This is a genomic window from Aeromonas sp. PrichA-15 (genome assembly GCF_017939245.1).
Classification (GTDB): Bacteria; Pseudomonadota; Gammaproteobacteria; order Enterobacterales; family Aeromonadaceae; genus Aeromonas; species Aeromonas caviae.
In genome coordinates this window covers 1-11,745 of the sequence record NZ_JAGKRH010000077.1, presented here as the reverse complement: position 1 = coordinate 11,745, position 11,745 = coordinate 1, and the positions used below count along the sequence as shown (strand labels likewise).

At 63.0% G+C, this 11,745-nt stretch carries 13 protein-coding genes; 6 read left to right on the top strand and 7 right to left on the bottom strand.

The genetic code is table 11. The features are described 5' to 3' along the window. Positions 1-433: 433 nt before the first annotated feature. The 4 genes from J9889_RS12100 to purH form a co-directional block, all read right to left on the bottom strand. Positions 434-988, bottom strand: a complete 555-nt coding sequence (locus J9889_RS12100) for a cytochrome b/b6 domain-containing protein (protein ID WP_103858030.1) — start codon at positions 986-988, stop codon at positions 434-436. Then, positions 969-1,343 carry a cytochrome b562 gene (locus J9889_RS12095; RefSeq protein ID WP_010675612.1) on the bottom strand — a complete coding sequence of 125 codons (375 nt, stop codon included), beginning with the start codon at positions 1,341-1,343 and terminating at the stop codon, positions 969-971. Before J9889_RS12095 ends, J9889_RS12100 begins: the two co-directional genes overlap by 20 nt. A 405-nt stretch (positions 1,344-1,748) precedes the next feature. Next, a complete protein-coding gene (purD, locus tag J9889_RS12090) occupies positions 1,749-3,038 on the bottom strand; it encodes a phosphoribosylamine--glycine ligase (protein ID WP_041211074.1) in 1,290 nt (429 codons plus the stop codon). A 106-nt stretch (positions 3,039-3,144) separates the two neighbouring features. Then, positions 3,145-4,737, bottom strand: a complete 1,593-nt coding sequence (gene purH / locus J9889_RS12085) for a bifunctional phosphoribosylaminoimidazolecarboxamide formyltransferase/IMP cyclohydrolase (protein ID WP_010675610.1) — start codon at positions 4,735-4,737, stop codon at positions 3,145-3,147. Between the two features lie 432 nt (positions 4,738-5,169). Here purH and zntR point away from each other — a divergent pair, with 432 nt between their 5' ends. From zntR to J9889_RS12070, 3 genes are all read left to right on the top strand, one after another. Further along, positions 5,170-5,607 (top strand): Zn(2+)-responsive transcriptional regulator, encoded by a 438-nt coding sequence (gene zntR / locus J9889_RS12080; protein ID WP_010675609.1) that lies wholly within the window; start codon positions 5,170-5,172, stop codon positions 5,605-5,607. Then, on the top strand, positions 5,597-6,133 hold the full coding sequence (locus J9889_RS12075) for a dihydrofolate reductase family protein (RefSeq protein WP_103858029.1): 537 nt from the start codon (positions 5,597-5,599) through the stop codon (positions 6,131-6,133). The genes zntR and J9889_RS12075 overlap by 11 nt, the downstream gene beginning before the upstream one ends. A gap of 107 nt (positions 6,134-6,240) precedes the next feature. Next, the gene (locus J9889_RS12070) at positions 6,241-6,459 is read left to right on the top strand and encodes a ribosome alternative rescue factor ArfA (protein WP_069651880.1); all 219 of its coding nucleotides are present in this window, start codon (positions 6,241-6,243) and stop codon (positions 6,457-6,459) included. A gap of 116 nt (positions 6,460-6,575) precedes the next feature. On the opposite strand, the gene hemW is transcribed toward J9889_RS12070, so the two are convergent. Together hemW and rdgB are read right to left on the bottom strand one after the other, a co-directional pair. Next, positions 6,576-7,721: a radical SAM family heme chaperone HemW gene (hemW, locus tag J9889_RS12065; protein WP_103858028.1), complete on the bottom strand. Its 1,146-nt coding sequence runs from the start codon at positions 7,719-7,721 to the stop codon at positions 6,576-6,578. Positions 7,722-7,853: 132 nt separating this feature from the next. Further along, the gene (rdgB, locus tag J9889_RS12060) at positions 7,854-8,450 is read right to left on the bottom strand and encodes an RdgB/HAM1 family non-canonical purine NTP pyrophosphatase (protein WP_010675605.1); all 597 of its coding nucleotides are present in this window, start codon (positions 8,448-8,450) and stop codon (positions 7,854-7,856) included. A gap of 234 nt (positions 8,451-8,684) precedes the next feature. Between rdgB and J9889_RS12055 the strand changes: the two genes are divergently transcribed. The 3 genes from J9889_RS12055 (at position 8,685) to J9889_RS12045 (ending at position 11,553) form a co-directional block, all read left to right on the top strand. After that, positions 8,685-9,848 (top strand): multidrug effflux MFS transporter, encoded by a 1,164-nt coding sequence (locus J9889_RS12055; RefSeq protein ID WP_039040832.1) that lies wholly within the window; start codon positions 8,685-8,687, stop codon positions 9,846-9,848. Positions 9,849-9,951: 103 nt separating this feature from the next. Next, complete coding sequence (locus tag J9889_RS12050; protein ID WP_041213888.1) at positions 9,952-11,001, top strand: oxidoreductase; 1,050 nt, start codon at positions 9,952-9,954, stop codon at positions 10,999-11,001. Positions 11,002-11,307: 306 nt separating this feature from the next. Next, complete coding sequence (locus J9889_RS12045) at positions 11,308-11,553, top strand: hypothetical protein (RefSeq protein ID WP_010675602.1); 246 nt, start codon at positions 11,308-11,310, stop codon at positions 11,551-11,553. A 59-nt stretch (positions 11,554-11,612) separates the two neighbouring features. On the opposite strand, the gene J9889_RS12040 is transcribed toward J9889_RS12045, so the two are convergent. Then, positions 11,613-11,745: transposase (locus tag J9889_RS12040; RefSeq protein ID WP_162231338.1), on the bottom strand; the 133-nt coding region annotated here is incomplete at its 5' end.

Sequence of the window (11,745 nt, the reverse complement as noted above, 5' to 3'; positions counted from 1 at the left end):
TACGATTGATCTCAGAGCGAGTTTCTTCGACAAGGGTAAGGTGTTCAATCAACGTCATAGCGCGTGCCTCCTGCATGGAGACGCGATTAGATCACAGACGATCTGCCTGTTCAAATTTCATTAACAAAGTGCGATCCCGCCCTGGTTCGAAACAGTGTGTTGTGCATGACGATTTTCCCTTCGATCTTGTTATTGACGTATCACTGTCGTGTAGTCGAACGGACAACAAACAACCTCGTTCAGCTCCGTAGCATTCATGAAATCGACGTGGTTGAAAATCGAACAGGCTGAATTAATTAAGAAATGTGAATGAAAATGCTTTCATGCTATTCGGTGGCAGCAGGAGGGGGCAGAGGGGAGCAGATCGGTGCGAGATCCCGTCAAGCGGGTAGCGAAGGGGATGAACAGGGGCCCCGCAGGGCCCCGTGAACGTTCAGACGTTGGGTTCCTGCTGCCCGGCACTGGCCCGGGCACGACGCCCTGGCAGCATGCGGGTGACCAGGTTGCTGCGCTGGCGCCAGGAGGTGTAGGCGATGGCGCACAGGTGCAGGGCGATCATGCCCTGGAGTACCCAGGTGCACCACTCGTGCCAGTCGTCCGCCCCCAGATCGAAGCCGGTCTCGGTGTTCTGGAACCAGCCGGTCCCTGCGGTGGCGAGTACCAGCAGCCAGAGTGCCCAGACCGCCAGCTTGCCGCTGCCGTGATGGCCCGGGGTGGGCGGGGTCCGTTCGCGCAGGGCGTCGGCCTGATGGCGAAAATCCTCCCGGCTCGGGATGAGGGCACGCAGGCGGGCGTGGCCGCGAGCGAAGGTGAGCCCCCACAGCAGGCGTATGCCGATGAGCACCATGACGGCGTATCCCATCCGCTCGTGCCACTCCTCGCCCGCCTCGTTGAGCCAGAGATTGCCGATACAGATGGCCGCCACACCCCAGTGGGTGAGGCGCACCAGAGCATCCCAGTGGAAGGGATCAGCCTTTTTGCTTGGCATAGTTGTGGTACTCCTTCTTCAGGTCGTTGACCTTGGCCAGGTGCTCGCGCGCCTTGGCTTCGTCACCGGCCTGGAGGGCTGCCAGGCTGGCATCCAGCTCGGTCTGCACTTCGGTCATGCCTTCCAGGAACTTCTCCTTCTTGGCGGCGGGCATGTTCTTGCCCTTGGCGACGTCCAGCTGGGCCTTCATCTCCTTGATGTATTTCTCCATGGTGGCCGCGTCGTCGGCCTTGACGGCCTGCTTGTAGTTGAAGCCGATCTTCTTCATCGGCTGCTCCAGATCGCCGGCCATGGCAGGCAGGGCCATCAGGCCAAACATCAGGGGCAGCAGCAGGGGACGCACAGTTTTCAGCATGGGATTTCCTTATGAGACGACGAGATTGCAGGTTGTTATAGCACTCATTTGAGTGCGGTTTCACGCATCATGATGCCATGAAAGGGCGATCATTGTATGAAGAAAGTGCGACCAATTGTGACGAATTGTGCAGGGGATTGCTGTGGGAATGTAGCCGAAAGAGAACGGCCACCGGATCTCGCCTCCGGCAGGGATACAAGGGCGCGCATCTGGTCCGGGAAGGGGCTCGCAGGCAGTGAATCATGCTGCCATTATTTATCACACATCGGTTTTTTAAAGTCAGGTGAGTTTTTCAGGTGTTTTTGTTTTTGAAAGTCATCATCCATGGACGATTTCACTGCCAGAGCAGGTGCTGTGCAACAAAAAAAGGGCCCGCAGGCCCTTTGAGTGATCGGGATCCGGCCCTTATTCGGCCTGCTCGCGCTCAATGGCACGCCAGCCGATGTCCTTGCGATAGAAGATGCCGTCCCACTGGATGCGACCAGCGAGGGCATAGGCCCGCTGCTGGGCTTCCTGCACCGTGTGGCCGAGGGCGGTGGCGCACAGCACGCGACCACCCTGGGTCAGGCTGGTGTGTCCTTCCAGGCGGGTGCCTGCATGGAACACCTTCTCCCCTGCCACTTCGTCCACCGGCAGGCCACTGATGGGGTGGTTGCTGGTGTAGTCGCCGGGATAGCCACCCGCTGCCAGCACCACGCCGATGGCGGCACGGGGGTCATAGACGGCTTCCTTCTGATCCAGCTGGCCGGCACAGGCGGCGAGGCAGAGATCCACCAGATCGGACTGCATCCGCAGCATGATGGGCTGGGTTTCGGGGTCGCCGAAGCGGCAGTTGAACTCGATCACCTTGGGGTTGCCCTCGGCATCGATCATCAGGCCGGCGTAGAGGAAGCCGGTGTAGACGTTGCCCTCGGCCGCCATGCCGCGCACGGTCGGCATGATCACCCGTTCCATCACGCGCTGGTGCACTTCGTCGGTCACCACGGGGGCCGGGGAGTAAGCCCCCATGCCGCCGGTGTTGGGGCCGGTGTCGCCGTCGAAGGCGCGCTTGTGATCCTGGCTGGTGGCCATGGGCAGCACGTGCTCGCCGTCCACCATGACGATGAAGCTTGCCTCTTCCCCGTCCAGGAACTCCTCGATCACCACCCGGGCGCCGGCATCGCCGAAGGCATTGCCGGAGAGCATGTCACGCACCGCCGCTTCCGCCTCGTCGAGGGTCATGGCGACGATCACCCCTTTGCCGGCGGCCAGACCGTCGGCCTTGATGACGATGGGGGCGCCCTTCTCGCGCAGATAGGCCAGCGCCGGCTCCACCTCGGTGAAGTTCTGGTAATCGGCGGTGGGAATGGCGTGGCGGGCCAGGAAGTCCTTGGTGAAGGCCTTGGAGCCTTCGAGCTGGGCGGCGGCGGCGGTCGGGCCGAAGATGGTCTGATCGGCGGCGCGGAAGGCATCGACTACCCCTTTCACCAGGGGGGCTTCCGGTCCGACGATGGTGAGGCCGATCTGGTTCGCCTTGGCGAAGGCCAGCAGGCCCTCGATGTCGGTGGCCTGGATGGCGACGTTCTCGATGCCCGGCTCAAGCTGGGTGCCCGCATTGCCCGGTGCCACGAAGACCTGGGTCACCAGGGGGGAGTGTTTGGCCTTCCAGGCCAGGGCGTGTTCACGGCCGCCGTTGCCAATGATCAGTACTTTCATCGTCTCGCTCGCTTCTGTCTGAGTTCACTGGCGCTGCGGTGGCAACCTGCCAGTGGAAAGGATCCGGTGCTAAAGAGGCAGGGCCGCCATCGGCGGCCCTGGGCTGTCAGTGACGGAAATGACGCATGTTGGTGAACACCATGCACATGCCGTGTTCGTTGGCGGCGTCGATCACCTCCTGGTCGCGCATCGAGCCACCTGGCTGGATGACGCAGGAGATGCCCGCGGCAGCGGCGGCATCGATGCCGTCGCGGAACGGGAAGAAGGCGTCGGAGGCCATGACGGAGCCCGCCACGGTCAGCCCTTCATCCTCGGCCTTGATGCCAGCGATCTTGGCAGAGTAGACGCGGCTCATCTGGCCGGCTCCCACGCCGATGGTCTGGCCGTTCTTGGCGTAGACGATGGCGTTGGATTTGACGAACTTGGCGACCTTCCAGCAGAACAGCAGATCCTGCAACTCGGCCTCGGTGGGCTGACGCTGGCTGACCACGGTCAGATCCCCGAGCGTCACCATGCCCAGATCGCGCTCCTGCACCAGCAGGCCGCCGTTGACGCGCTTGAAGTCAAAGCCTTGCGCCGGGGCAGTCCACTGGCCGCACTCCAGCAGGCGCACGTTCTGCTTGGCGGCGACCGCCTCGCGGGCTGCCTGGCTGATGCTGGGGGCGATGATCACTTCCACGAACTGGCGGGCGACGATGGCCGCGGCGGTCTCGCCGTCCAGTTCGCGGTTGAAGGCGATGATGCCGCCAAAGGCCGAGGTGGGGTCGGTCTGGTAGGCGCGATCGTAGGCTGCCAGCAGGTCGTCACCGATGGCGACGCCGCAGGGGTTGGCATGCTTGACGATGACGCAGGCCGGTTCGCTGAACTCCTTCACGCACTCCAGCGCCGCATCAGTGTCGGCAATGTTGTTGTAGGAGAGGGCCTTGCCCTGCAGCTGGATGGCGCTTGCTACCGAGCCCGGCGCGGCCTGCTCTTCGGCGTAGAAGGCGGCAGCCTGGTGGCTGTTCTCGCCATAGCGCATGTCCTGCTTCTTGATGAACTGGCTGTTGAAGGTGCGGGGGAAGCGGGACTCTTCGTCGCCTTCCTTGTTTTCGCCGTAGGAGGGCACCAGGGTGCCGAAGTAGTTGGCGATCATGCCGTCGTAGGCGGCGGTGTGCTCGAAGGCGGCGATGGCCAGATCGAAGCGGGTGGAGAGGGTCAGGCTGTTGCCGTTGCCATCCATCTCGGCGATGACGCGGTCATAGTCGGAGGCCTTGACGACGATGGTGACGTCCTTGTGGTTCTTGGCAGCGGAGCGGACCATGGTCGGGCCGCCGATGTCGATGTTCTCGACGGCGTCTTCCAGGGTGCAACCGGCTTTGGCCACGGTGGCGGCGAAGGGATAGAGGTTGACGACGACCATGTCGATGGGGGAGATAGCGTGCTCGGCCATGATGGCGTCATCCCGGTCGCGACGGCCGAGAATGCCGCCGTGTACCTTGGGATGCAGGGTCTTGACCCGGCCGTCCATCATCTCGGGGAATCCGGTGTAGTCGGACACCTCGGTCACCGGCAGGCCCGCATCGGCCAGCAGCTTGGCGGTACCACCGGTGGAGAGCAGGGCCACACCACGCGCGTCGAGTGCCTTGGCAAATTCCAGGATGCCAGTCTTGTCAGACACACTCAGCAGTGCACGGCGAATGGGTCGAGCTTGTTCCATCACACTATCGTCCTCAGCATAACGGGGACCGTTCCATGGGAGGCGAGGCTCAACACACAGAGAGTCCCCAAATAAATGGAAGTGGGGGATTTCGCAAACCACTCTCGCCCGGGGCGGCCGTTGGCAAAAGCGTTTTAGGAAATGCCCGCTTGACGCGACGCTCTCTTGTGGGCGCGTATTCTACACAAAAAATGTGACCTGTGGTGGATTTTTTAAAGAGACAAACCCTTGTGGGATGCGGCGTTAAACGTTTTCTGGTGAATTTTTGTGAAACGTTTGTCTTTTCAGTGTTTTGGGGATAAATGGCCGGCAAGTGAGGGGTTAGCTGCTGCTTTCCTGCCTTTGACTGGCAATCGCCGGGCAAAGAGGTGATAGTGGAGGCCGGTTTATATTGAGTACCATGTCGGGAATGTCATGCGGGGGGAGAGGACCATGTATCGGATCGGTGAACTGGCCAAGGCGTGCGGGGTGAAGGCCGACACCCTGCGCTTTTATGAGAAGAACGGCCTCATCTCGCCGGGCATTCGCAACGAATCCGGCTATCGCCTCTACGGGGAGCAGGACAAGCGGCGGCTGGAGTTCATCATCCGCGCCAAGTCGGTGGGCTTCTCCCTCGCGGACATCGGCGAGCTGCTTGCCCTCGACACCAACAAGGCCAAGGTCACCTGCCAGGAGGTGAAGGCGGTGGCTGACACCAAGCTCGAACAGGTGGAGCAGAAGCTCCTGGAGCTGACCCGTTTTCGCGAGAACCTGAAGGCCCTCTCCGACATCTGCTGCGGCGGCCCGCGCTCGGCGGAGCACTGCGCCATCCTCGAGACCCTGGAGTCCGGCGCCCCTTCCCGCCACGAGCATCACGACCATGAGCACTGAGCTGCGTCGGCCCCGGGTCTCCGCCTTTCTCGCCCTCTCCCTCGACGGTTTCATCGCCGGGGAGGGGGGCGATCTGGCATGGCTGGCCCCCTATGGTGGCGACGGGCCGCAGGAGACCGGCTACAGCGCCCTGATGGCGAGCGCGGACACCCTGCTGATGGGGCGCAACACCTACGATATCGTGAGCGCCTTTCCCGAGTGGCCCTACGGGGACAAGCCGCTGGTGGTACTGACCCACAGGCCCGCCGACCCCCGTCCTCGGGTCTCCTTCCGGCAGGGGGCGCTGGCGCAGGTGCTGGACGAGTTGTGGCAGGGGGGAAGCCGTCACCTCTATCTGGATGGCGGGGAGCTGGTGAGGCAGGGTCTGCAGGGGGCCCTGGTGGACGAGCTGACCCTGTTCTGGGTGCCGGTCACCCTGGGGGGCGGGATCCCGCTCTTTACCGGGCCTCTCCCCGCAGGGTTGAGACCGGTGTCGAGCGCCGTGCTGCCAAGCGGCCTGGTGCGGGTTATCTATCACCCCGCCTGACAGCTTGCACGGGGGAGGCAAGAGGCGCACAATCGGCGCGTTTTTCGCCATCTGCCCTTCCAGGCAGGGACGATAGGCAAACACGACACCCCCATCAAGGAGCCCATATGGCCAAGAAGAAGGTGACCTGTGTCACCGCCGAACCCGCCTGCGAACATCAGCGCGGCACCATTCAGGACAACCACCTCAAGGCACTGGTGACCTCCCCCCTGTTCCAGGCCCGGGTCGAGCCGAGCAAGAAGGGCAAGGGCAGCTATCAGCGCAAGGCCAAGCACGGCAAGCGGTGGGAGCCCGGCCAACAGCAGATGGCAAGCGTCTGCTGCTGAGCGGGTTTCTGCCGCAAGGCATCAGTTAACACAATCAGGGCGCCAATAGCGCCCTGATTGTTGTTCTATTCGCTGGTGCTGACTTGCGGTCTTGACGCAAGAGAGTGAACCCGTGCTCACTCGTCCATAAAGAGTTCGAGCAGCACGTTGAGGTAGCGATGCCCGAGGGACGTGAGCTGCCAGCTATCGCCAAGATCCTCGATAAGCTCCTTGGTCCGGGCGATGGCGAGCATGGTCTCCACCCGCTCCAGCGGTAGCCCCGTGAAGGCCTCGAACTCCGCCTTGGGGGCGGGTTCAAACAATCTGAATCGGTTCATGAAGTACTCGAGCGGCAGATCGTCCGCGCTCACCTGCCATTGGCTGTCCAGATAGGGGCGGCTCGGATCCAGATAACCTTTCGGATGCTTCACCTTGGCGGTACGCAGGATCTGCTGGCTCGCGAGATCCGTCACCTTGCCGTGGGCGCCGCAGCCGATCCCCAGATAGTCGCCAAAGCGCCAGTAGTTGAGGTTGTGGCGGCACTGATACCCCTCTTTGGCATAGGCCGAGATCTCGTACTGCTGATAGCCCCGGGCGGTCAGCATGGCGTGGCCCTGCTCGTAGATGTCCCACAGGGTGTCATCTTCCGGCAATGTGGGGGGCTTGGAGGCGAATGCCGTGTTCGGCTCTATGGTGAGCTGATACCAGGAGAGGTGCGGCGGCGCGCAGTCGATAGCCTGCTGCAGGTCGTAGAGCGCATCGTCCAGGCTCTGATCCGGCAGGCCGTGCATCAGATCCAGGTTGAAGGTGGGAAGCGCGATGGCGTGGGCCAGCTCGGCGGCCTTGCGCGCCTCCTCGGGGCCGTGGATGCGGCCGAGCCGGGTCAATTTCTCCTGCTGGAAGCTCTGCACCCCGATGGAGATGCGGTTGATGCCGGCCCGCTGGAAGCCAGCGAACTTGTCCGCCTCCACCGTGCCCGGGTTGGCCTCCATGGTGATCTCGCAGTCCGCGGTGAGTTCGATGCGCGCACGCACTCCGTCCAGCAGCGCCTGCATGGCGTCGACGGAGAGCAGGCTCGGCGTGCCGCCACCGATAAAGATGGAGGAGAGGGGGCGCCCCTGGGCCCAGTGCAGATCCTGCTCCAGATCCTCCAGCAGGGCCGCCACGTACTCGAGGTGGGGCAGCTCCCCCTTCTGGGCGTGGGAGTTGAAGTCGCAGTAGGGGCACTTCTGGACGCACCAGGGCACGTGGATATAGAGGGAGAGGGGCGGCAGTTGCAGCATGGGATTTCCAGTATTCAACAATCAAAAGGGGTCGGGTGGCCCTGGTTGCCGGTGACAACGGGCGGGGCGCCGCGAACGAAACGGGGGCCGACGGCCCCCATTGTAGATGACAACGCGGCGGGAGACAGCGCTTTAGTTGACCGCAGCCAGGGCCGCTTTGAGCTTGGCCAGGGCCTGGCCACGGTGGCTGAGCTGGTTCTTGAGCTCCGCCGGCATCTGGGCCGAGGTGCAGTCGTGGTCGGGGACGAAGAACACCGGGTCGTAGCCGAAGCCGTGCTGGCCGCGGGGTTCGTCGATGATCATCCCCTCCCAGCTCGCCTGGCAGATAATGGGGGTGGGATCGTCGGCGTGGCGCATGTAGACCAGCACGCACCAGAAACGGGCGCTTTTCAGGTAATCCGGCGCGCCCTTGAGCTCGGCCAGCAGCTTGTCGATGTTCTCCTTGTCGCTGGCACCGGCACCGGCAAAACGGGCGGAGTAGACGCCGGGGCGGCCGTGCAGCAGATCCACTTCCAGACCGGAGTCGTCGGCCACGGCGGGCAGGCCGGTGACGCGGGCGGCGTGGCGGGCCTTGATGATGGCATTCTCGACGAAGGTGGTGCCGGTCTCGTCGGCATCGGAGACTGCAAACTCGCTCTGCGGGATCACCTGGATCTTCATATCGGCCAGCATGGCGGCCAATTCCTTCACCTTTTTCTGGTTCCCTGTTGCCAGGACAAGCTTGTTCATCACACACCTCCGCAAAAATAATCTGCGCATTCTATGCGGGGGAGGGGTTTAGTAAAAGCGCCAATTGCCCGGGATCCGGTGCCAACGGGGGATCCTGGTTCCACCCCCTGAGAGGTAGAAGAGATACATGTTTCCAACAGGGAATAACCGAAGTGATTAAATACCATTTCAATTCATTACTCTGAGTCAGTAGACTCGCGGCCCAATCGATATTCGTAGGGCTTGAGGTGACTGATGCCATTGATTCTTTTGCTTGTACTCCTGGTGTTGTTCAGCCCGCTGGCCATCGACATCTATCTGCCTGCCATCCCCCAGATGGCCGAGCAGCTGGGGGCCGAAGTGACCCTGATGCAGGGCACCATCACCTGGTTCCTGTTCAGCATGGGGCTGGGGCAACTGCTGGTGGGGCCGCTCGCCGATCGCTACGGGCGCAAACCCATTGCCCTGGGGGGCGTGCTGCTCTACGGCCTGAGCGCCCTGGCAGCCGGCTTTGCCGCCAGCCTGGGCGAGCTGATGCTGGCGCGGGTGCTGCAAGGCTTCGGGGCCTGCGCCACCTCGGTGGCCGCCTTCTCGGTGGTCCGTGACAGCTATGGCCCCAAGAAGAGCGGTCAGATGATCTCCTATCTGAACGGTGCCATCTGCTTCATCCCCGCACTGGCGCCCCTGCTGGGTGGCTGGCTCACCGCCAAGGCGGGCTGGTCGGCGAACTTCTGGTTCATGGCGGGTTACGCTGTCGTGGTCGGCAGCTGGCTGCTGTGGCGGATGCCGGAAACCCGCCCTGAGGAGACCAGCAGTGCTGGCCCGCTCATCAGCTGGTCCCGCTACAGCCCGGTGCTGCGCTCCCCGAGCTTCCTGTTCAACGCGGCGCTGTGCATGCTGGCGATGGCGGTGATCCTCGCCTACGTGACAGCGGCGCCGGTACAACTGATGGTGACCCTGGGGCTGGACATGAGTGGCTTCAGCCACTGGTTCACCGCCAATGCTGCCCTCAACATCCTGGCCTGCTTCCTGGCCCCGCGCTTCATCGCCCGGGTAGGGCCAAGACGGACCCTGCGCATCGGCCTGCTGGTGCTGCTGCTCTCCGCCATCACCCTGACCCTGGCCATGCACATCCCGCACCCGCTGGCTATGATGGGCCCGGTGTTCCTCTCCAGCATCGGTTTTGCGATGATCCTGGGCGCCGCCGCCGGTATGGCGCTGGCCCCCTTCGGCCACTGCGCCGGGACTGCTGCCGCCCTGCTCGGCCTGTTCCAGATGAGCGGCTCCGGCGCCCTGGTGGGGATCACCGGTTGGCTGATGCCGGATCCCCTGAGCCAGCTGGCCCTGCACATGTGGCTGCTGCTGCCCCCGCTGGTGATGCTGATGACCCGCCAGGGTCGCCGCTTGTGTTTGCAATAAATCCTGTGCTCTGATGAGCACACTCGGGGGGCCTTGAGCCCCCTTCTCTTTTTCAGGTGACCTCGCCTGCCTCGCATGATCACAGACCCGTGGAGAAAACCGGATGAGCCACACAATCAACGCCGCCCTGGTGGGATACGGCTTCGCAGGACAGACCTTTCACGCCCCCTTCCTGGCCACGACCCCAGGCCTGACCCTGCGCTGGGTGGTGAGCCGGGATGCCGCCAAGGTACAGGCGGCGTTGCCCGGCACCCGGGTCGGCACCCTGGAGCAGGTGCTGGCCGATGACAGCCTCGATCTGGTGGTGATCGCCACCCCCAACGACACCCACGCCCCCATCGCTCGCGAGGCCCTGCTGGCGGGCAAGCACGTGGTGATCGACAAGCCGTTCGCCCTGGATCTGGCCGAAGCGAAGGCGCTGGTCGAGTTGGCGGAGAAGCAGCAACGGCTGCTCAGCATCTTCCACAACCGGCGCTGGGACGGGGACTTCCTCACGGTGCGCCGTCTGCTGGCGGAGGGAGCGTTGGGGCAAGTTGCCCAGTTCGAATCCCACTTCGACCGTTATCGCCCCGAGGTGCGCCAGCGCTGGCGCGAGGCGGGCGGCCCGGGCTCCGGTCTCTGGTTCGATCTCGGCCCCCATATCCTGGATCAGTCGCTCCAGCTGTTCGGCCAGCCGGACTGGTTGCAGGCGGATCTGGGTAAGCAGCGCCCCGGGGCCCTGGCGGACGACTACTTCCATGTGGTGCTGGGTTATGGCGAGATGCGGGTCATTCTGCACGGCAGTTGTCTGGTGTCGGCCGTGATGCCCCGCTTCGTGGTGCACGGCAGTCAGGGCTCCTTCATCAAGTTCGGCATGGACGTGCAGGAGGAGCAGCTCAAGGAGGGCAAGCGGCCTCCGGCGGCGGACTGGGGCGTGGATCCCGCCCCCGGCCAGCTCAGCCAGATCCGGGACGGTCAGCTCGTGCAGCAGACCGTGGCTGGCGAGGCGGGGGACTACGGCGCCTACTATCGCGGCGTCTGCGCCGCCATCCGGGGAGAAGGGGAGAACCCGGTGCCGGCCGACGAGGCTCTGGCGGTGATGGCCTTGCTGGACCTGGCCCGGGAGAGCGACCAGCAGGGGCGGCGCCTGCCTTGTCAGAAGCTGTCTGACTGACGGCGTAATCCGGCAGCGCCGAGAGCCTGACAGAAAGACAATAGCTGACTGGCAATCGTCAGGTAATTGGCGATTTGTTGTGCGAATCTGGTGATGGATGGGTGTTTTATATTAATATTTGTCGTTGCAGCAGTGTTTCTTATCATGCCAACGAGAAAATATCATTGTGATACGCGTTTTCATCGGCCGCATATGGGGATATATTTCGCGCGCCTTCGGGCTCCAGCGGCCGGTGTGCCGACAGGAGCCGGGGCGTACAGTGATGGTCCCTGCACCATCTCTCCATCTTTTTTTGAGGGTATGCACATGAACAAAGTACTGGTAGCCGGTATCCTGGGTCTGATGTTGACCGCCTGTGGTCAGAAAGAAGAAGCTGCCGCTCCGGCTGCGACCCCGGCCGCAGACGTTGCTGCCACTGTCGAGAAAGCCGCTAGCGAAGCGTCTGCTACCGTCGAGAAGGCTGCTTCCGAAGCTTCCGCTACTGTCGAGAAGGCTGCCGCTGACGTGGCCACCAAGGCTGAAGCTGCCGTGAGCGATGCCAAGGCCAACTAAGCCAGCACCTCATTGAAAAACGGGCCCGGCGCACTCGCGCCGGGCCCGTTTTTTTAGGTTCATCGCGGCTTTCCGGGGAAGGCCGCCTTGATTTTCAGAAAAAAGTATTCTGAGTCCCTAAATCCATATGCCATGCGCTTTATCACTTTGATCTTGTTGTTCACCCCTTCCAGCACACTCGTGTGCATCGGG

What these genes read in the sequence shown, in the direction of transcription:
- J9889_RS12055 (WP_039040832.1), top strand. Translation starts at nt 8,685, where the DNA reads ATGCCATTGATTCTTTTGCTTGTACTCCTGGTGTTGTTCAGCCCGCTG.
- purH (WP_010675610.1), bottom strand. Translation starts at nt 4,737, where the DNA reads ATGGAACAAGCTCGACCCATTCGCCGTGCACTGCTGAGTGTGTCTGAC.
- J9889_RS12070 (WP_069651880.1), top strand. Translation starts at nt 6,241, where the DNA reads ATGGCCAAGAAGAAGGTGACCTGTGTCACCGCCGAACCCGCCTGCGAA.
- purD (WP_041211074.1), bottom strand. Translation starts at nt 3,038, where the DNA reads ATGAAAGTACTGATCATTGGCAACGGCGGCCGTGAACACGCCCTGGCC.
- rdgB (WP_010675605.1), bottom strand. Translation starts at nt 8,450, where the DNA reads ATGAACAAGCTTGTCCTGGCAACAGGGAACCAGAAAAAGGTGAAGGAA.
- J9889_RS12075 (WP_103858029.1), top strand. Translation starts at nt 5,597, where the DNA reads ATGAGCACTGAGCTGCGTCGGCCCCGGGTCTCCGCCTTTCTCGCCCTC.
- J9889_RS12100 (WP_103858030.1), bottom strand. Translation starts at nt 988, where the DNA reads ATGCCAAGCAAAAAGGCTGATCCCTTCCACTGGGATGCTCTGGTGCGC.
- hemW (WP_103858028.1), bottom strand. Translation starts at nt 7,721, where the DNA reads ATGCTGCAACTGCCGCCCCTCTCCCTCTATATCCACGTGCCCTGGTGC.
- zntR (WP_010675609.1), top strand. Translation starts at nt 5,170, where the DNA reads ATGTATCGGATCGGTGAACTGGCCAAGGCGTGCGGGGTGAAGGCCGAC.
- J9889_RS12045 (WP_010675602.1), top strand. Translation starts at nt 11,308, where the DNA reads ATGAACAAAGTACTGGTAGCCGGTATCCTGGGTCTGATGTTGACCGCC.
- J9889_RS12050 (WP_041213888.1), top strand. Translation starts at nt 9,952, where the DNA reads ATGAGCCACACAATCAACGCCGCCCTGGTGGGATACGGCTTCGCAGGA.
- J9889_RS12095 (WP_010675612.1), bottom strand. Translation starts at nt 1,343, where the DNA reads ATGCTGAAAACTGTGCGTCCCCTGCTGCTGCCCCTGATGTTTGGCCTG.